General features: G+C 41.7%; 17 protein-coding genes. 9 read left to right on the plus strand and 8 right to left on the minus strand.

The genetic code is table 11. From position 1 onward, the window contains the following. The first annotated feature begins 19 nt into the window (after window positions 1-19). Window positions 20-580, plus strand: a complete 561-nt coding sequence (locus tag KNQ97_RS10385) for a DNA-3-methyladenine glycosylase I (protein ID WP_000857011.1) — start codon at window positions 20-22, stop codon at window positions 578-580. Window positions 581-618: 38 nt separating this feature from the next. Further along, on the plus strand, window positions 619-1647 hold the full coding sequence (locus KNQ97_RS10390) for an NAD(P)-dependent alcohol dehydrogenase (RefSeq protein WP_000069844.1): 1029 nt from the start codon (window positions 619-621) through the stop codon (window positions 1645-1647). A gap of 2 nt (window positions 1648-1649) precedes the next feature. Here KNQ97_RS10390 and KNQ97_RS10395 read toward each other — a convergent pair whose 3' ends face one another. Continuing rightward, a complete protein-coding gene (locus tag KNQ97_RS10395; RefSeq protein ID WP_253612195.1) occupies window positions 1650-3074 on the minus strand; it encodes a PLP-dependent aminotransferase family protein in 1425 nt (474 codons plus the stop codon). A gap of 90 nt (window positions 3075-3164) precedes the next feature. Here KNQ97_RS10395 and KNQ97_RS10405 point away from each other — a divergent pair, with 90 nt between their 5' ends. Then, entirely contained in the window at window positions 3165-3539 is a 375-nt protein-coding gene (locus tag KNQ97_RS10405; protein ID WP_103236398.1) for a hypothetical protein, read from the plus strand. Here KNQ97_RS10405 and KNQ97_RS10410 read toward each other — a convergent pair. Next, a complete protein-coding gene (locus tag KNQ97_RS10410; protein ID WP_000843080.1) occupies window positions 3523-4425 on the minus strand; it encodes a LysR family transcriptional regulator in 903 nt (300 codons plus the stop codon). The two genes, KNQ97_RS10405 and KNQ97_RS10410, sit on opposite strands and share 17 nt — an antisense overlap. A gap of 120 nt (window positions 4426-4545) precedes the next feature. Here KNQ97_RS10410 and dkgB point away from each other — a divergent pair, with 120 nt between their 5' ends. Together dkgB and KNQ97_RS10420 are read left to right on the plus strand one after the other, a co-directional pair. Beyond that, window positions 4546-5349: a 2,5-didehydrogluconate reductase DkgB gene (gene dkgB, locus KNQ97_RS10415; protein WP_044120335.1), complete on the plus strand. Its 804-nt coding sequence runs from the start codon at window positions 4546-4548 to the stop codon at window positions 5347-5349. Window positions 5350-5353: 4 nt separating this feature from the next. After that, window positions 5354-6544, plus strand: coding sequence for an MFS transporter (locus KNQ97_RS10420; RefSeq protein WP_001097146.1), 1191 nt, complete (start codon window positions 5354-5356; stop codon window positions 6542-6544). A gap of 40 nt (window positions 6545-6584) precedes the next feature. Here the strand turns inward: KNQ97_RS10420 and KNQ97_RS10425 are convergent, their stop codons facing one another. Then, window positions 6585-7238: an START domain-containing protein gene (locus KNQ97_RS10425; RefSeq protein ID WP_001036017.1), complete on the minus strand. Its 654-nt coding sequence runs from the start codon at window positions 7236-7238 to the stop codon at window positions 6585-6587. 51 nt (window positions 7239-7289) lie between these two features. Then, complete coding sequence (gene dapB, locus KNQ97_RS10430; protein ID WP_001271389.1) at window positions 7290-8111, minus strand: 4-hydroxy-tetrahydrodipicolinate reductase; 822 nt, start codon at window positions 8109-8111, stop codon at window positions 7290-7292. Between the two features lie 184 nt (window positions 8112-8295). Between dapB and KNQ97_RS10435 the strand changes: the two genes are divergently transcribed. Then, window positions 8296-8646 carry a hypothetical protein gene (locus KNQ97_RS10435; RefSeq protein WP_032059657.1) on the plus strand — a complete coding sequence of 117 codons (351 nt, stop codon included), beginning with the start codon at window positions 8296-8298 and terminating at the stop codon, window positions 8644-8646. 114 nt (window positions 8647-8760) lie between these two features. Here the strand turns inward: KNQ97_RS10435 and dnaJ are convergent, their stop codons facing one another. The 4 genes from dnaJ to KNQ97_RS10455 form a co-directional block, all read right to left on the minus strand. Further along, window positions 8761-9873 (minus strand): molecular chaperone DnaJ, encoded by a 1113-nt coding sequence (dnaJ, locus tag KNQ97_RS10440; protein WP_001119029.1) that lies wholly within the window; start codon window positions 9871-9873, stop codon window positions 8761-8763. A gap of 104 nt (window positions 9874-9977) precedes the next feature. Further along, the gene (locus KNQ97_RS10445; protein WP_000529425.1) at window positions 9978-10355 is read right to left on the minus strand and encodes a hypothetical protein; all 378 of its coding nucleotides are present in this window, start codon (window positions 10353-10355) and stop codon (window positions 9978-9980) included. 139 nt (window positions 10356-10494) lie between these two features. Further along, window positions 10495-13620 (minus strand): efflux RND transporter permease subunit, encoded by a 3126-nt coding sequence (locus tag KNQ97_RS10450; protein WP_021510258.1) that lies wholly within the window; start codon window positions 13618-13620, stop codon window positions 10495-10497. 2 nt (window positions 13621-13622) lie between these two features. Further along, a complete protein-coding gene (locus KNQ97_RS10455) occupies window positions 13623-14723 on the minus strand; it encodes an efflux RND transporter periplasmic adaptor subunit (protein ID WP_021510259.1) in 1101 nt (366 codons plus the stop codon). A 149-nt stretch (window positions 14724-14872) separates the two neighbouring features. Between KNQ97_RS10455 and KNQ97_RS10460 the strand changes: the two genes are divergently transcribed. The 3 genes from KNQ97_RS10460 to KNQ97_RS10470 all read left to right on the plus strand — a co-directional run bounded on the left by KNQ97_RS10460 (window position 14873) and on the right by KNQ97_RS10470 (window position 19947). After that, window positions 14873-15496 carry a TetR/AcrR family transcriptional regulator gene (locus tag KNQ97_RS10460; protein WP_001195319.1) on the plus strand — a complete coding sequence of 208 codons (624 nt, stop codon included), beginning with the start codon at window positions 14873-14875 and terminating at the stop codon, window positions 15494-15496. 170 nt (window positions 15497-15666) lie between these two features. After that, window positions 15667-18351 carry a phosphoenolpyruvate carboxylase gene (gene ppc, locus KNQ97_RS10465; protein ID WP_000250585.1) on the plus strand — a complete coding sequence of 895 codons (2685 nt, stop codon included), beginning with the start codon at window positions 15667-15669 and terminating at the stop codon, window positions 18349-18351. Between the two features lie 300 nt (window positions 18352-18651). After that, complete coding sequence (locus KNQ97_RS10470) at window positions 18652-19947, plus strand: solute carrier family 23 protein (RefSeq protein ID WP_002057504.1); 1296 nt, start codon at window positions 18652-18654, stop codon at window positions 19945-19947. Window positions 19948-19963 lie beyond the last annotated feature (16 nt).

Here is a 19963-nt window from a genome sequence, read left to right on the forward strand (position 1 = left end):
AAATATAAGGAGCATCATCATGAAAACTCAACGCTGCGGATGGTGTTCCGATGATCCACTCTATATTGCTTACCATGATGAAGAATGGGGCAAACCAGAACACGACGAAGCCCGATTATTTGAAATGCTCTGTCTTGAAGGACAACAAGCAGGTCTATCTTGGATTACCGTACTAAAAAAAAGAGAAAGCTACCGCCAGCACTTTTTTAATCATCCTATTGCTGACATTGCCGCATTTACGGATGACTTTTTAGAAACAAAACTATCCGATGCAGGCTTAATTCGTCACTTAGGCAAACTCAAAGCTATTCGTGATAATGCGATTGCTTGGCAAGCCCTTAAAGCCCAAGTTGGTGATGTTTCTAAATGGCTTTGGCAGTTTGTAGATGCAGCGCCACAAAACAATGATGTTGCAGATTATCGTAAGGCCCCTGCTCAAACTGAGCTCAGCCTAAAACTTTCCAAAACGCTCAAAAAAAATGGTTTCAAATTTGTTGGTCCAACCACCTGCTATGCTTTTATGCAGGCAGTGGGTATGGTCAATGACCATGAAAACGATTGTCAATTTAAAGCTTCCTAACCCACCAGAACGGTTCAAATCCGCTTAAGGAGTTTCCGATGAGCAATAATACGATTCAGGCTTATGCTGCAATGCAGGCAGGTGAAAAACTGGTCCCATACCAATTTGATGCAGGTGAATTACAACCGCATCAGGTTGAGGTAAAAGTTGAATACTGTGGTTTGTGTCATTCTGATATTTCTGTTTTAAATAATGAATGGCGTTCAACCGTGTACCCTGTAGTTGCAGGCCATGAAATTATTGGACGAATTGTTGCTTTAGGCTCAGAAGCCAAAGGACTACAAATTGGGCAACGTGTCGGTATTGGCTGGACCGCTGAGAGTTGCCAAGCCTGTGATGAGTGTATTGGCGGTCAGCAAGTTCTTTGTACGGGCGAAAATGTCGCAACAATCGTGGGACATGCGGGTGGCTTTGCCGATAAGGTTCGTGCTGGTTGGCAATGGGCCATTCCCCTTCCCGAAGATTTAGACCCAGAAAGTGCAGGTCCGCTACTTTGCGGCGGAATTACCGTTTTTGACCCACTACTCAAACACAAAATACAGGCAACACATCACGTGGGTGTGATTGGTATTGGTGGTTTGGGTCATATCGCCATTAAGCTCCTTAAAGCGTGGGGCTGTGAAATTACGGCGTTTAGTTCTAACCCAGATAAAACCGAAGAACTCAAAGCAATGGGAGCCGACCATGTGGTGAATAGCCGCGATACAGAAGCGGTAAAAGCTCAAAAGGGTAAATTTGATTTATTGCTGAGTACCGTAAATGTGACTTTAAATTGGCGTGCTTTCATTTCAACGCTAGCACCAAACGGTTCTTTGCACTTTTTAGGACTAACCCTAGAACCTGTTCCTGTTTCTGTCGGCTCACTTATTGATGGTGCCAAATCAGTAACTGGTTCACCTACAGGTTCACCTGCCGCTCTACGCCAACTTTTAAAGTTTGCCGCACGCAAAAAAATTGCGCCTCAAATTGAGCTATTTCCAATGTCACAGCTCAATGAAGCAATTGAACATCTACACTCAGGTCAAGCACGCTACCGCATTGTGCTTAAAGCAGACTTTGTAGAATAAAACTAACTCACTGTTTGCATCTGTTGTCGCGACCAGTCTGCCAAGCTCATAATTGCTTGGCGGACATCGGCAGTTAACTCATGGCCTGCGTTTAAACGAATGAAATGTCGATAGCGTTCATCCTCACCAAAAACATGGCCCGGTACTACAGTAATTCCCTGAGCTTGGGCAGTGTAATAGAGCGCTAAACTATCTACACTCTTAGGTAACTGTATCCATAATGCATATCCGCCTTCGGGCTGGCTCAATGCAATTGGTATACCTTCAAAGGCTTTTAAAATACAGCTACGGTATTCTTCGACTTGTTGCATCAAGTTAGGCCTTAACTGCTCTAAATGCTCTCGATAACCACGACTATAAATAAAATCAGCTAGACCTAACTGCAAGGGTGTATTCACGCCAATATTACTTACCAGCAGTTCAAGCTTTAAATGTTCTAACTTTGTCGTTAAACAAAACCATCCTACTCGATACGCACTCGACAAAGACTTCGACACTGAACCACACCAAATCACATAACCTTCGCGATCCCAATATCGAATGGGTAATGGTCGCTCGCTACTGTAGCCACATTCACCAAAAATATCGTCTTCAATAATAAAACACTGATATTTTGCAGCTAATTCAGCAATCTTCTGTTTCTCTGCATTGCTAAAGCAATATCCCAAAGGATTTTGATAATTGGCTGTCATTAAGCAAACCTTCGCCAAACCTTGCTGCATTAAAGATTCTAAGCGCTCAAGATCAATGCCACGATGATCTGCCGGAATCTCAACAATCTGTCGTTTTAAACTTGCTAATAACTGTAAATGACCATTATAGGTGGGTGTAGGAATAAGAATACTATCGCCCACTTCAGTGAGCTTCTGAATCACCAAAGACAAAGCCGGCATACAGCCATTGGTAATAAAAATATCTTCTGGAGCGATATAAATACCATCTTCACGCCAATGATCGGATAGCGCTTTTCTTAATTGTTCATGACCTTGTTTATTACAATAAAGAAAATCTTGAGGCTGACAATTTTTTAAAGCACGTTGAATAGAACGACGTAAACCTTCTACAGGAATAAAGTGCGGCGTTAACTGAATCGATCCCAAAGGTACAAGATGACTTTGTAAGGCAGCTTCCTGAATTTGGTTATGCAACTCCAGATTTGAGACATGTCGAGGCAAAGATAAGAAATCCGGACTATCCGGAATAGGGCTGGATGGGGTACGAGCAACCACAAAATAACCTGACTTCGGCTTTACATAAATGAGTCCCCTCGCCTCAAGTAATTCATAGCAACTTTTTGCTGTACTTAAACTAATACCTTGTTGACGGGCAAAATCTCGTAAGGAAATGAGCTTTTGATGAGGTTTAAGTTCATCTTGATAAATACGATGTGCTAATTGATTGGCAAGAACCTGATATTGAAAAGTCATTCTGTGCTGCTTTTTTAAAAATTTCTGTATCTGTACTGGTTTATAGAACACCTTTAGGCTATGGAAATCAACTCAGAGAGTAGCAAGCTAATGAAATTAAAAATTATATTGTTATTTACTATTGTTTTAGCAGGTTGCCAACCACAACCAAAAAATGAACAGCACAGACACACGGTTTGCCAAAGTTTGATTGAAGGTTATTTAAAAATGACCAACCAGCAAGACTACAAAATGGAGCAACGCACTGATGACGAGACCAGTACGATTTCTCATTATCAATATAAACGAAATAGCTCAAATGAAGTTGTAATGGTGAATTCAGTCTATTCCAAACTATATTTTAGCTGCCGAGAACAGCAAAAAAGCTATTTTCTGTCTCAACATTCATCAGAAGGACAAACGACACCTATTTTAGAAGTTCATATTCCAACTGATAGTTATACGACCTTTAGAGAGCGTTTTTAAAACCATCTCTTAATTGTTCTGCCAAAAATTCAATGAATAAACGGATTCGTTTTGGTAGATGCTCTTGTTGATAATACACCGCATGGATGCTTTGATATTGATGCTCAATTTTGTCTTCAAATAATGCAATTAATCGCCCTTCTTCCATATCTTTCCAAATTTCAAATTCAGATAGTCGCGCAATGCCGTGTCCTCTAATCGTCAGTTGGCGTACGGTCTCCCCACTTGATGCTTTAATTTTTGATTGCGCAAAAAAATATTCATCGCCAACTTTAATTGGCCAACTATTGATATAAGTAGGTCTAGTAAAGCCAATCAAATCATGCTGTTCAAGTTCTTCAGGTTGTGTTGGCGTTCCCTTAAGAGCTAGATAGTCAGGACTTGCCACAATATATAAACGGCTCTTACATACCAATTTGGCGTGCAGACTAGAGTCATTAAGTTCCCCAAATCGAAATGCGACATCGGTTTTATGCTGAAGTAAGTCAATCACCTGATCATTGCTATTTAATTCAATTTCAATATCGGGGTAACACTCACGGAATTTATGCATTAATGGTGCAATCACGTGCAAAACAAACGGTGTGGCAGAATCAACCCGAATAAGACCGGCAGTACCTTGATCAGACTTTTGAAGTTCTTCTTCGGCCGCATTCAGCTCATTTAAAATTTTACGGGCCTTTATAAGAAATTGTTGCCCTTCTTGAGTCAATTTCAATTTACGCGTTGTTCGCTCTAGCAAAGTCACATCTAACTTTGCTTCCAAGCGGGTTAAAGATCGGCTCACCCCCGAAGGTGTTTGCTTTAAATGTTCTGCTGCTGCCACAAATGAACCTGTATCAACAATTGTGATAAAGGCAACAAGTTCTTCAATTGTTGATTTCATGGTTTATTCTATTATTGACTAAACATCAAAGATATTTTGCTTATTCATCTATTTTTTCGCAACAATAAAAAAAGCAAAATGCACCTCAAGTTAAACAATTATTTAATTTCAGGTGAATACATGAATATCCCACGTTTTGGTCTAGGAACTTTCCGCCTTAAAGAACAAGCTGTGATTGATTCTGTTAAAAATGCGCTAGATGTCGGTTATCGTGCAATTGATACTGCTCAAATCTATGAAAATGAAGCAGCAATTGGTCAAGCGATTGCTGAAAGTGGCGTATCACGTCAGGACTTGTTTTTAACTACAAAAATCTGGGTAGATAATTTTGCTCAAGAAAAGTTTATTCCAAGCTTAAAAGAGAGCTTACAAAAGCTTCGTACTGACCATGTCGATTTAACTTTGATTCACTGGCCAGCACCGGATTTAGGCGTTTCGATTCCTGAAATCATGCAGCTTTTACTTGAAGCAAAACAACAAGGCTTAACCAAGCAAATTGGTATTTCAAACTTCAATATTGCACTTACCCAACAAGCAATTGACACAATTGGTGTAGAGCATATTGCAACGAACCAGATTGAGCTGAGTCCTTATCTTCAAAACCATAAACTTGTGAATTTTTTACAAGAGAAGAATATTGATGTCACTTCATACATGACGCTTGCATACGGTAAAGTGCTTCAAGATCCTGTTTTAGCGGAGATTGCAGCAGCTCATAAAGTAACGACAGCGCAAATTGCATTAGCATGGGCATTGCAGCGTGGTTTTGCAGTCATTCCATCTTCGACTAAACGTGAAAACCTGATTAGTAATTTAAAAGCACAGGATATCGAGTTAACTGCAGCTGAAATGCAAATGATTGCCGAACTTGATCGTAACAGTCGTGAAGTTAGCCCAGAGCCATGGGCACCAGTTTGGGACTAAACTCATGAACACTCAATCAAATACGGCGTTCTCGTTATTGGCATTGGCAATAGGTGCCTTTGCCATTGGCACCACGGAATTTTCCCCAATGGGGTTACTTCCGAACATCGCTAATGATTTAGGGATTTCTATTCCAACAGCCGGAATGTTAATTACAGGCTATGCACTTGGCGTAATGCTAGGTGCACCGTTTATGACCCTGTGGTTTGGTGGTTTTGCACGACGTAATGCGCTTATTTTTTTGATGGCGATCTTTACGGTCGGTAACCTGATTGCAGCGTTTTCGCCAAATTATATGAGCTTATTAGGTGCACGTCTCATTACAAGCCTGAACCACGGTGCCTTCTTCGGGATTGGTTCTGTTGTGGCAGCGAGTATTGTCCCAGCGCATAAACAGGCTAGTGCAGTGGCAACCATGTTTATGGGCTTAACCATTGCCAATATTGGTGGTGTGCCTTTAGCAACATGGGTTGGGCAAAACATTGGCTGGCGTATGTCTTTCCTTGCGATTTCCGTGCTCGGCATCATTACTATGCTCGCTTTGTGGAAAGCATTACCGCAAGGTATGGTTGCCCAAAAACCAAACGTGAAGGCCGAGTTAAAAGTATTAACGCGTACCCCTGTGGTCCTTGCATTACTCACTACCGTACTCGGTGCAGGTGCAATGTTTACGCTCTACACCTATATTGCGCCAAGTTTGACTGAGTTTACGCATGCTTCACCGACCTTCATTACGTTCATGTTGGTGCTGATTGGTGTCGGTTTCTCGATTGGTAACCATTTAGGCGGCCGTTTTGCAGACTTGTCCATCAACAAAACTCTGATTGGTTTCTTGGTACTGTTGATCGTGATGATGGTGACTTTCCCAATTCTTGCTCAAAGCCAGATTGGAGCAGCCATTGCGTTGGTGATATGGGGTGCAGCAACCTTTGCTTTAGTACCGCCATTACAAATGCGTGTCATGTCAGTCGCTCATGAAGCTCCAGGGCTTGCCTCTTCAGTAAATATCGGTGCGTTTAACTTAGGTAATGCAGTAGGCGCTGCTGCAGGTGCATTAGTACTCGATTTAGGTTGGGGTTATAGTGCAGTATCTTTTGCGGGTGCCTTACTGGCAGGACTAGGTTTGTTATTGGTTTTATTCCAAATCAAACGAGAAAGCAGCCCCGCTCAAACCTTACAACAGTGTTCAGACTAATAAAAAAAGCGCCTGAGATCAGGCGCTTTTTTTAGCTTATTTATTTTAAAATTTCCGGCAACTTAGGTTGCTCATAAATCGGGTTCATTACTTCCCGTTTCATTTTAAGCAGCATCTGATAAGGCTGCTGTTGAACAAACATATTGACGAAGCTTAAAGGAATTGCACCCGCTGGATCAGCATAGCCACTAGTGGTGACTTTAACTTTATTATTGGCAAGTTTCTGGAATGTCCAATCCCCTTCATAGCGTGTTAGGCGCACGACATCGGGTTGTATCGGATAGTTACTATTAACTGCCGTATTTTTAATAGTAATTAGGCCATTGGCTGCTTTACTCATTTTTCCTTTAACCACTACATCGCGGTCTTTTAGCGGAAAAGGAAAATCTAACACCATATATAAAGTAAATTCGCCTTTCTTTTCATCCTGAGAAAGCATTTGGACCTTGCCCATATAAGGCACCCATTGAGCTGCACGATCTACATCTAAAATCACCGCCACAGCACGTTCAAGGGGTACATCAAACGTTGTTTCCGCTTTATATTGAAAGACTGGGTTATCTGCTTTTTGATAGGTCCACACTTTAATATGATTACGGTCTAGGCTGAGTTTAGCCTTGTCTGTAGAGGCAGCCCCTGTATAGAGGCTGCTTAAGCAAAGAAGAGTGGTCAAAGCAATTTGTTTTTTATTCATGTTCTGCTCTATCTTGTTTTTCTCGCCACATATGGGAAGTGTACAGATGGTTTACACCTGTACGTCGTTCAACCCTAAAACATCTTTCATGTCATATTTACGCGCTTCACGGCCCACTACCCATGCAGCAGCTCGTACTGCACCGGCGGCAAAGTTCATACGGTTAGTGGCTTTGTGAGTGACTTCAACACGCTCACCCTCACCAATAAACATCACCGTATGTTCCCCTACAATATCGCCACCACGGATGGTTTCAAAACCAATGGTTTGACGATCACGTGGACCGGTATGCCCTTCACGACCATAAACAGCAACTTCTTTTAAGTTACGGCCTAACGTATCCGCAATTGCTTCACCCATCATTAATGCAGTACCAGATGGTGCATCTACTTTATGACGGTGGTGAGCTTCAATTACTTCAATATCTACTGTATCGCCAAATACTTTTGCTGCAAGCTCAAGTAACTTGATTGATACATTTACGCCAACAGAGTAGTTCGCAGCATATACAACAGGTGTATGCGTTGCTGCTTCATCCAATTCAGCCTTTTGCTCATCAGACATCCCTGTGGTGCCAATCACCATAGCCACCCCAGCTTCACGACATAGCTTTAAATGCTGGGCGGTTGCAGCTGGTGCAGTAAAATCAATGATTACATCGCAATCTTTAAGTACATCAGCCAAGCTTCCTGAAACCTTCACTCCCACTGAACCAATTCCTGCAAGTTCACCAGCATCTGTGCCGACCAAACTACTTTCTGGACGCTCTACTGCCGCAGCCAATTGATAGCCTGCTTGTTGAACTGCTTGAATAAGTGTACGACCCATACGGCCGCCTGCACCCAAAATACCAATGCGTGGAGCTGCTGACATAATCCTTCCCAATCTTCTGTTTTACGTAATTGGCTTACTATATCAAAACTCTTTGCCCACAATAAAAGGTAAAAAATATTTTTTAAAGGGAACCGGAATTTAATCTGTTTTCACAAAAGTTAAAGAATTGATCTGCACACTACTGAGCCACGAATGAAAAAAAGATGACTATAAGGAGTTCAGCATGCATTCGAAAATTATTGGCCTAATCGCCATTATGGGGATAATAAGTTCAGTGGCATTTGCAGAACCTGCAATCCAGCCAGGAGAAACATTAGAGAGCTTATCTAAAGCACGTATTACAACAAACGTAATTACTCAAGCAGCAACGCCTACAGCTCAAACAAGCGATGCTAATGCTGAGGTTAAAGTTGAAGATATTGATCCAATCATTGAAGAAAAAACTGAAGAAACCCTAAAGGCAGCTGTACAACCAGCTCCTCAAGCTACTGTCGAAGCTGTAGTGGCTCCAGTTGCATCAAGTGAACTCAACGTAAGTGTTGATGATATTGATGTCGCTCATCCTACAGAATAATTACGAGTCATTTTCTTTTAAGCAGAATAAAAATAATAAGATGAATCAGCGCAATAAAAAGGCGGATATTTTATCAATATCCGCCTTCTTTTTAATTTCTGATCTAATCAATCATTAATCGAATAAGCGATCAAAGAAAGATTTTTTCTTTGGTGAAGAAGCACTGTCTTCACCATCGAAAGATGCTTGTAATTCTTTAAGTAATTCACGTTGACGAGAGGTTAGGTTAACTGGTGTTTCTACCACGATACGGCAAAGTAAATCACCCACCATACTGCTACGTACAGGGCGCACACCTTTACCACGTAAACGGAATAATTTACCTGTTTGAGTTCCCTCAGGAATCTTCAAGCTAACTCGGCCTTCCAAAGTCGGGATTTCAATTTCTTTACCAAGTGCAGCATCAGCAATGCTTACTGGTACGTCCATATATAAATCGGCACCATCACGTTGGAAAATTTCGTGTTCACGAACAACCACTTCAACGTATAAGTCACCAGCTTGACCATCACGAATAGCCTCGCCTTTACCACTTAAACGAACGCGGTCACCATTATCCACACCCGCTGGAATCGTCACTTCTAATGTTTGCTGACGATCTGCTACACCTGAACCATGACATGCATGGCATGGGTTTTTAATAATTTTGCCTTGGCCACGACATGTGCCACAAGTTTGTTGTACAGAGAAGAAACCTTGCTGCATACGCACTTGTCCTGAACCGTGACAAGTTTTACAAGTTTCTACATCTTTTGGATTTTTAGAGCCTTTACCATCACACACATCACATGGTGCTGGAGCAGTAAAGGTAATTGTTTTTTTAACCCCTTTTACAGCTTCCTCAAGGGTAAGTTCCATTACATAGCGTAAATCTGAACCGCGACGTTGGCGTTGCTGACGTCCGCCGCCACCAAACGCTCCACCAAAGATATCACCGAACTGGCTAAAAATATCTTCTGCACTGAAACCGCCAAAGCCACCACCAGCGCCACCAAAGCCGCCTTCAAACGCATTATGTCCCATACGGTCATACATGCTGCGTTTTTCGCTGTCCGATAAAATCTCATAAGCTTCAGAAGCTTCTTTAAATTTTTCTTCAGCCTCGGCATTGTCAGGGTTTCTGTCAGGATGATATTTCATCGCCAATTTACGATAGGCTTTTTTGATCTCATCATCACTTGCGGTTTTTGAAACGCCTAAAACCTCATAATAATCACGTTTAGCCATGTTTGGCGGTGCTCCTCACGGAAATTTTATCAATACTCTATTGCCGACTAAATGGGGGGCTTTAGCCGAATTTACAAGGGGAAAACTTTCAAAAAACAGATATATTAAAAAACTGCCTTATTTTTTAAATATTTAGACAAGCCTTTTAACCATGCATTTAATAAAAATAACCAAGCAATAGCACTAAAAACTACACCAGCAACTGTTGAAGCCGTTACCCAAAGGTTGCTATCCCATGCAAAAAAGAAGAGAGGAATAAACCAGACCACAGCAAAAACTGACATGAGGAGGAATAGAATACCATTGCGCATAATCCATAGCGCATGAGCATGAATCCAAACTTCCGCATCATCCACAACAGCTACTTTACGAGCGACCAGATAAGCAAAGGCCGCAAAAATAACCGTAAACAATGCAAGAAACATGAACGCATAAGAAATTACAATATAACGGCGATGCTGTTCGATATGGTCTTGCCCCATCTGTATTTCACCTCAATTCACTGCATTATGCCTATTTTTTATGCAGCGAAATAATCCTGTATTTTTTGTGTAAAGACAGGTGCTACTATATTGGACTTTTCAATATTTCGCACCTTTATTCACAAAAAATTTATGTATTTTATGCTGTTTTTTTCACCTTAAACCACGCTGCATACAATGCAGGTAAGAAAAATAATGTCAGCAAGGTAGCAACAATGAGTCCGCCCATAATCGCAACAGCCATTGGACCGAAGAAAATACTCCGCGAAAGAGGGATCATGGCGAGTACTGCTGCCAATGCCGTGAGAATGATCGGACGGAAACGGCGTACTGTTGCATCAATAATTGCTTCCCACGTTGGATGCCCTGCCTGTCTGTCTTGTTCAATCTGATCAATCAGAATGAGTGAGTTACGCATAATCATGCCGGATAAGGCAATGGTTCCTAGCATGGCAACAAAACCAAATGGTTTATTAAACAAAAGTAAGAATAAAACAACGCCAATTAAGCCTAATGGTGCAGTCAAAAATACAATTGTTGCCCGAGACAAACTCTTCAGCTGAATCATGAGTAATGTCATGACCACTGCCAAAAAGAGTGGCATACCGGCATTGACCGAACTTTGTCCGCGTGCCGACTCTTCCACTGTTCCCCCCACTTCAATGAGGTAGCCACTTGGCAGCTCAGCGCGTAACTTGTCCATTGATTCAGCTAACTCTCCAACAACGGTAGCTGGCTGTAAATTGGTACGAATATCTGCACGAACAGTAATTGTCGGTAACCGATTACGGTGCCAAATCAGACCATCTTCAAATTTGTATTCAATTTTCGCAATCTGGGCTAAAGGTACAGTTGTTCCATTCGCTGTTGGTACTGCAAGGCTCGCCAGTGAAGCTACTTCAACGCGCTCAGCTTTATCACCACGTAATCGGATTTCAATCAGCTCACGCTTTTCACGGTATTGCTCAATCGCACTACCTGTAATTGAGGCGTTTAAGAAGTTGGCTAAATCGAGGCTGGACACACCCATTTGTCGAGCACGGTCTTGATCAATTTGAATTGAAATAATCTTGCTTGGCTCACCCCAATCCAAATGCACATTGGTGGTATTCGGGTTTTCACTAATTACCCTAGCAACCTGCTGTGCTTCTTTACGTACCAGATTTAAATCTTCACCTGACACACGATACTGCAATGGATAACCAACAGGTGGGCCATTTTCGAGTAATGACACGCGAGTACGGACTTGTGGGAGCAACTGCTTAATTTGGGTTTCTAAAGAACGGCGAATTTCATCACGATCATCAAGCGATGATGCCAAAACAACAAACTGCGCAAAGCTGGCTTGCGGTAATTGCTGGTCTAGAGGTAAATAAAAACGTGGTGAACCTGTACCGACATAGGCTACATAATTATCAATGCCTTTTTGTTTAGACAGGAATTGTTCAACCTTTTTCACCGCTTGCTCTGTAGCGGTTAACGATGCGCCTTCTTCGAGTTTTAAATCGACTAAAATTTCAGCGCGGTTTGAAGGCGGGAAAAACTGCTGTGGCACCATCTTAAACATGAGTACAGACAGCACAAAAATCCCCACCGTTGTTGCAATCACGGTTTTACGGTAGGTCACACAAAACTCGACCATTTTCCGAAAACGTAAATAGAAACTAGATTGATAAGGATCGTAATGGTGGTCCTGTGAAATGGCCACAGTTTGCGGTTGCGGTTTTTTAGTTATTCTTGCCCATAAACGGACATACCAAGGTGCTTGATGACCTGTCTTGGTAAAATCAGGTAGTAGTTTTTCACCCAAATAAGGTACAAATAAAACTGCGGCAACCCAAGACACCAATAAAGCAATCGTCACGACCTGAAAGATAGAGCGTGTGTATTCACCTGTACTGGACTGAGCCGTAGCAATAGGTAAAAAGCCTGCGGCGGTAATTAATGTCCCCGTCAACATCGGAAATGCTGTTGTTTTCCATGCAAATCCGGCGGCCTTAATTCGGCTAAACCCCTGCTCCATCTTAATGGCCATCATCTCGACAGCAATAATGGCATCATCTACAAGCAGGCCCAAAGCTAGAATTAGAGCACCAAGCGAAATCTTATGCAGACCGACATCAAATAAATTCATGCCAGCAAAAGTCATTGCTAAAACCAAAGGAATGGAAAAAGCGACGACTAAACCCGTCCGGAAACCTAATGAGAAAAAGCTCACTAACAAGACAATAATGACTGCTTCAGCAAGTACTTTGACAAACTCATGGATACTACGTTGTACCGCTACCGGTTGGTCAGATACTTTTTGTAGTTTCATACCTAGAGGTAATGTTTTTTGCAGTTGGGCAAATTCAGTTTCCAGATTTTTACCTAAGGCAATAATATCGCCGCCTTTACGCATAGATACGGCAATACCAATACCATTGTCACCCATAAAACGCATACGCGGCTGAGCAGGTTGGCTAAAACCACGGTAGACATCAGCAACGTCACCAAGCTGAATGGTTTTATCGCCTACCAGTAAAGGCATTTTTTTAATGTCATCTACGCTTTGTAGTTGGCCACTTACTCGAATTTGAATACGATCCGTTCCAGTTTCAAAAAAGCCTGCACTTGCCATGCTATTTTGCTTTTGCAGGGCTTCTTGTATGGCAGAAACAGGAATACCGAGCTGAACCGCTTTAGTGTTTGAAATTTCAATCCAGATTTTCTGATCTTGCAGCCCAATTAGCTCAACTTTGCCTACATCTTTGACTCTCTGTAGTTGTAATTGCAAACGATCGGCATATTCTTTCAAAAGCGCATAGTCAAAGTCTTTGCCTGTCAGTACATAAATATTACCGAAGGTATCGCCAAATTCATCATTAAAAAATGGACCTTGCACCCCACTTGGGAGTTCATGGCGAATGTCATTGACCTTCTTCCGAACGTTGTACCAAACATCAGGAATCTGCGCAGAAGTGAGAGAATCTTTAGCAACAAAAGTCACCATCGACTCGCCTGGACGGGAATACGCCATAATCTTGTCATACTGACCTGTGGTCATCAGTTCCTTTTCGATACGGTCCGTAACTAAAGTAGAAACTTCTTTGGCTGTTGCCCCTGGCCAGTAGGTTTGTACGACCATGACTTTAAAGGTAAATGGCGGATCTTCACTTTGTGAGAGTTTTGAATAAGAAATTGCACCAATAATGCCTAGCAAGAGCATGAAATAAAGGACAATACCTTTATTGTTCAGTGCCCATTCAGAGAGATTAAATTTCATGGTTATTTGGCTCCCTGAATTTTCACTGCACGATTTTCACGATCAATCGGGTGAATCTTCTGTTTATCGCGCAGCAAGTGCACACCACCAATCACGACCCAATCATTTGGTGTTAAACCCGATAATACCGGCACGCTATCTCTGCCATAAGCACCAATCGTTACAGGCACTTTACGTAAGGTCTGATTCGCATTCACTACCCATACATAAGGTTGGTTATCTGTTGCAGATATACTCGAAAGTGGCACACTCATGACATTAGTTTGAGTCGAACTAAAAAATACGCGTGCACTTTGTCCAAGCTGAATAGCAGACTGACCTTCTTTGAGTGCTACCTTAACTGTGAACGTACGGGACTGGTCAGCAGCTGGAGAAACTTCGCGTACATATCCAGCAAATCGTTCGTTCGGTTTAGACCACAAAGTTATCCATGCCGCTTGGCCAACTTTAATCTCGCTAACTGCTTGTTCCGGTACGCCGATGACCACTTCACGTTCACCATCAATTGCCAGTTGATAAGCCGCTTGCCCTGCTGCAACCACCTGTCCAATTTCAATATTACGCGCTGTAATAACACCGTTTTTATTAGAAACAAGTTGGTTATAACCAGTCTGGTTGGCAGAAACTTCATAATTAGAACGAGCTTGTTGTAATGCTGCCTGAGCCGCATCATATTGATTTTTTACCGTATCGTATTGCGAACGGCTCACGGCATTTATAGGTAATAATTGTTGAAACCGCTTAAGCTCATCTGAAGCTGTTTTTGATGCTGCCTGTGCGTTTTCTAATTGAGCTTTGGCAGCATTTAATTGTAGCTGTGCATCCGCCACATCGAGTTTTGCTAATACTTGCCCAACTCTAACTCGGTCGCCTACATCCACATAGCGAGCCGTAACTTGTCCACCCACCCGAAATGCCAAGGCAGTTTGTTGTCGAGCCTGTACATCTCCAGCATAGCTTTTTTGTTCGTGAAGTGTGGTTGAAGGCTGGGTCACCATCACATAGGGTATTTCTTCTGTTTTAGGAGCCTCTTTACTACACCCCGTTAATGTGACCATGCAAACAATCATCATACTCATGATGAGAGGTTTTAACAGATTCATATTTTATCGCTCTTATTCAAACTGGTTTTTTAAGGCACAATATATTTGCATCATAGTTTGTTTGTTTTTTAATTAATATACCCGACGGTACATTAATTAAAGAAAAACTTATAAGTATTTATTTTTATATAGTTTTATTAGAGGGTTTCGTGCAAACAGTTAATCAAAGTGGTCGCCCCAAAGATCTGGAAAAGCGTGCTCGTATCTTACAGGCCGCTAAAGCTATTTTTTTAAAGTCCGGTTATCACGGTACCAGCATGAACCTGATTGCACAGGAAGCGGGCGTTACTAAACTCACGGTTTATAATCACTTTCAAGACAAAGCAAACCTGTTTATCTGTGCCATTACAGAAACTTGTGAAGAGACTCTAGGCACTAAACCATTTGAATTAGATGCATCGGCAGACTTTTATCAAACACTTTATATGGTGTGTTCACGTGCCTTGCAGATTATTTATTCCCCCGAAGCACTTAAACTCGAGCATGTATTATTTGAACTTGCAGCAGAGCAAAGTCCACTCGCCCTACAGTTTTTTGACGCATCCCATACCCGTCTGCAAAATCAGTTAGTTGAGTTTTTTCAAAAAGCTGCTCAATTAGGTTTTATTCAGGCCGATGATCCGCTATATCAAACAGAGCTGCTTTTGACCTTATTGCTTGGTGTACGCCATCACAAGGTTCTACTTAGAATTATTCCTGTACCGAATGCTCAAGAGATAGATCGGTTTATTCGGGATGCTATTGATTTATTTCTACTCAGATATCGGCATTAAACCAAAGTCCGATTGCCAAAATTTGCAACGGGTGCATGTCGACTTTTAAAGCGTTATAAGCGATTTAAATGTTATTTTTTAAGCAAAAATTCACATTTTCTTACGCTCAAAGCTTGGAATGTTCGTTAATCGCGCTATATTCGAAAAGAATAAGAACAGGAGAAAATAGCATGGTTCAGCAAATCGATGCGCCACTGCGTGAGGATGTCCGCTTACTTGGCAATTTATTAGGTGAAACCCTAAAACAGCATGCAGGACAAGAACTGTTTAATCAGATCGAGCAAATCCGTGCTCTTGCCAAAGGTGCACGTGATGGTCAAGCTGAAGCCGAAAAGCAATTAGAACAATTATTTTTAGAATTGCCCGATGAAGAGTTATTGCCTCTTACCCGCGCTTTTTCTCACTTCCTCAATTTTGCCAATATTGCTGAGCAATATCATGTGGTACGTAGCCGCAGACAGGCAGAGTTCGATCCGGATGCAAACTCCCCGAATCCCCTTGTTCACTTATTTAAAAAGTTTAAAGATAAAAATATTTCGACGGAGAAACTGTTCCAGCAAATTTGTGATCTTAAAATTGAATTAGTACTTACGGCGCATCCAACAGAAGTGAGTCGTCGTACCCTGATTCAAAAATATGACGATATCAATGCTTGTCTATCACAACTTGATCAGCAAAAACTTACTCCGCGTGAACGACAAAATGCTCTTGCCAATTTAAAACAACAAATTAGTTCGGCTTGGCAAACAGATGAAATCAGGCAGCACCGCCCGACCCCGGTAGATGAAGCAAAATGGGGCTTTGCCACAATTGAGCAAACGCTTTGGAATGCTGTTCCTAAATTTATCCGTGAGCTAAATGAACTGGTTCAAGACAATTGCCAACAAAACTTACCACTTCATATTGCTCCGGTACGTTTTGCATCTTGGATGGGTGGAGACCGTGATGGTAACCCGAACGTTACTCATCAAATTACTCAAGAAGTATTGTGGTTATCACGCTGGCAAGCTGCCGACCTCTATCTAAGAGATATCGAAAACTTACGTTGGGAACTATCAATTCAGTCTTGTTCCGAAGAAATGGTTCAAGCCATTGGTAGTCCTCATCCAGAGCCTTATCGTGAGTATCTACGTGCAACACGTGAGCGTTTAAAAGCAACTCGTCATTGGTTAGCTCAGCGCCTACAAGGCTTAGAAGCTGATGACAGCAATGTCATTAAAAGCAAAGATGAACTGTTACAACCATTATTGCTGTGCTATCGCTCTCTAATTGACAGTAATCTGCCTGAAATCGCGAATGGTCAACTACTCGACTTTATCTACCGTGTGAACTGTTTTGGTATTGAACTGCTTAAGCTCGATATTCGCCAAGAATCAGGCCGTCATCGCCAAGCCATTTCAGCAATTACCGAATACTTAGGTCTGGGTAATTTTGAGTCATGGACTGAACAAGCGCGCCAAAACTTCCTTATCCAGGAACTCCAAAGCAAACGCCCACTACTACCGAAGTATATTAATGAGCCAGAAGGTAGTTTGATTGGTCACCCAGATGTACAAGAAGTATTTGCAACCATGCGTACTTTGGCAGACCAACCACCTGAGTCTTTAGGGGCTTATATTATTTCTATGGCTGAATATCCAAGTGATGTTTTAGCTGTATTGTTATTGCAAAAAGAAGCCGGTATTCAGCATCCTTTACGTGTAGTGCCTTTATTTGAGACTTTAAAAGACTTAGACGGCGCAGCAACTACCATGAATACGTTGTTTAATATGCATTGGTATAAGCAGCACATTCAGGGTAAACATGAAGTCATGATCGGCTACTCGGATTCAGCAAAAGATGCCGGTTTCATGTCTGCTAACTGGGCCCAATACCGTGCTCAAGAAGAGTTGACTGCAATTGCTCGTAAACACGGCGTACAGTTGACTCTGTTCCACGGTCGTGGCGGCTCAATTAGCCGTGGTGGTGCTCCAACGCAACAAGCACTCTTTTCGCAACCACCGGGCTCAATCTCTGGTGCAATTCGTGTGACAGAACAAGGTGAAATGATCCGCTTCAAATTCGGTCTAGAAGGTATTGCCATGCAAAACCTTGAAATCTATACCGCAGCAACGCTTGAAGCGACATTATTACCACCACCAGAGCCTAAGGCTGAGTGGCGTGAACTTATGAACCGTATGACAGATCATTCTGTGAAGGTTTATCGTCAAACAGTGCGTGAAAACCCGCATTTTGTGAAGTATTTACGGACTGTCACTCCTGAGCTTGAATTACAAATGTTGCCGCTAGGCTCACGTCCGGCAAAACGTAAAGTAAGTGGCGGTATCGAGTCTTTACGTGCCATTCCATGGGTATTTGCTTGGACACAAATCCGTTTGATGTTACCTGCATGGTTAGGTACAGGTGCAGCGATTAATGAAGTGATTGCCGATCAGCAAAAAGCAACGCTTGATGAAATGCTTCAGCAATGGCCTTATTTCCAGACACTCATTGATATGCTGGAAATGGTATTGTCTAAAGCCGATGCCAATATTGCACTCTACTACGAGTCTCATTTGACTGAAGATGAAGACTTAAAAGTGCTTGGCAATCAGTTACGCCAACGTCTAAAAGATGCTGTGGAAACCTTACTTACGTTAAAAGATGAATCAAAACTATTAAGCGACAATGAAGTTTTGGATCAGTCTATGCAAGTTCGTAAACCGTATTTACTGCCTTTGCATCTTTTACAAGCTGAACTCATGAAACGCCGCCGTGATTATCTTGCTGAACGTCAGGCAGAGCATACCCCTGTTGACCATGCACTTATGGTAAGTATTGCCGGAATTGCTGCTGGTTTACGTAATACAGGCTAAGCTCATTTTACTAACTACTTTCTTAAAGCAGTGCATCTTGGATGTGCTGCTTTTTACTTGCAAAATTCCTTGTTTTTCTCAAATTTTCCCCGATTTTTCATTTTTTAGAATATTTTTTTAAAAATCATAAAATTAATTTTTATCAGAAAAAAACACCTAATTCCTTATATTTAGAATTTATAAAATTATACCGATCGTTAAAAAATAATTACTTTTCACTTTCATATTCAATACAAGAGATTAAATGCTTTTACAAGAAAGAGTATCATTGCACCAATTAAAGAATAATGAGCTTATTTTATGTCCAACTGGTTTCCCAAATGGCAGCCTTACCAAGGTGATGTTGACCATCGACCGGTCTCTACCAATGAATATCTCCCTCCAGTTCAAAGTGCTATTTTAGGTGTCCAGCATGCATTTGCCATGTTTGGAGCAACTGTTTTAGCACCTTTACTCATGGGCTTTAACCCTAACCTTGCTATTTTAATGTCAGGTATCTGTACCATCCTGTTCTTCTTAATTACGGGTGGTCGTGTTCCTAGTTATTTAGGATCGAGTTTTGCCTTTATTGGTGTTGTTGCAGCAGCTACGGGGCATATCACAGGTTCAGGGGCCAATCCAAATCTTTCTATTGCGTTGGGTGGGATCGTAGCGTGCGGTATCTTTTATGCACTCATCGGTTTTATTGTCATGCTCACGGGTACACGCTGGATTGAAAAACTTATGCCGCCTGTGGTGACTGGTGCAATTGTGATGATTATTGGTCTCAACCTTGCCCCTGTTACCATTAAAGGCGTTGCAGGCCAACCATTTGAAATGTGGATGGCCTTAATTACTGTACTTTGTATGGGCAGTATTGCAGTTTTTACACGAGGCTTATTGCAGCGTCTACTTCTATTGGTAGGTTTGATCTTGGCTTATGTAATCTATGCGATTGCGACAAATGGTCTAGGTTTAGGTAAACCGATCGATTTTAGCCAGATCTCACAAGCTTCGTGGTTCGGTATTCCAAGCTTTTCACATCCTACTTTTGATACCAAGGCTATTTTAATTATTGCACCAGTTGCACTGATTTTAGTAGCAGAAAACTTAGGTCATATCAAAGCAGTAGGTGCAATGACTGGAGAAAACCTAACTCCACAATTAGGCAAAGCCTTTGTCGCTGATGGTTTAGCTACGACACTTTCTGGTAGTGTTGGCGCGCCAGGGATGACGACTTACGGTGAAAACATTGGTGTGATGGCAGTCACTCGTGTGTACTCAACCATTGTATTTGTGATTGCAGGCATCTTTGCTATTTTCTTAGGTCTATCACCAAAATTTGGCGCTGTCATTAGTACCATTCCAAGTGCAGTTCTTACAGGTGCATCTATTGTGGTATTTGGCTTAATTACCATTGCCGGTGCAAAAATCTGGATTGAAAACAAAGTCGATTTTTCTAACAATAAAAATCTGATTGTGGCTTCAGTAACCATTATTTTGGGTGCTGGAAACTTTGAATTATTGTTCGGTAATTTCAATTTAGGTGGTATTGGTACAGCAACGTTTGCAGCCATTATTTTAAACTGGCTGTTTAGTTTAAAAGATAAAACCTAAATTCTAAAAGGCAGCG

It is taken from the genome of Acinetobacter sp. UC24323 (assembly GCF_024151445.1).
Lineage (GTDB): Bacteria > Pseudomonadota > Gammaproteobacteria > Pseudomonadales > Moraxellaceae > Acinetobacter > Acinetobacter baumannii.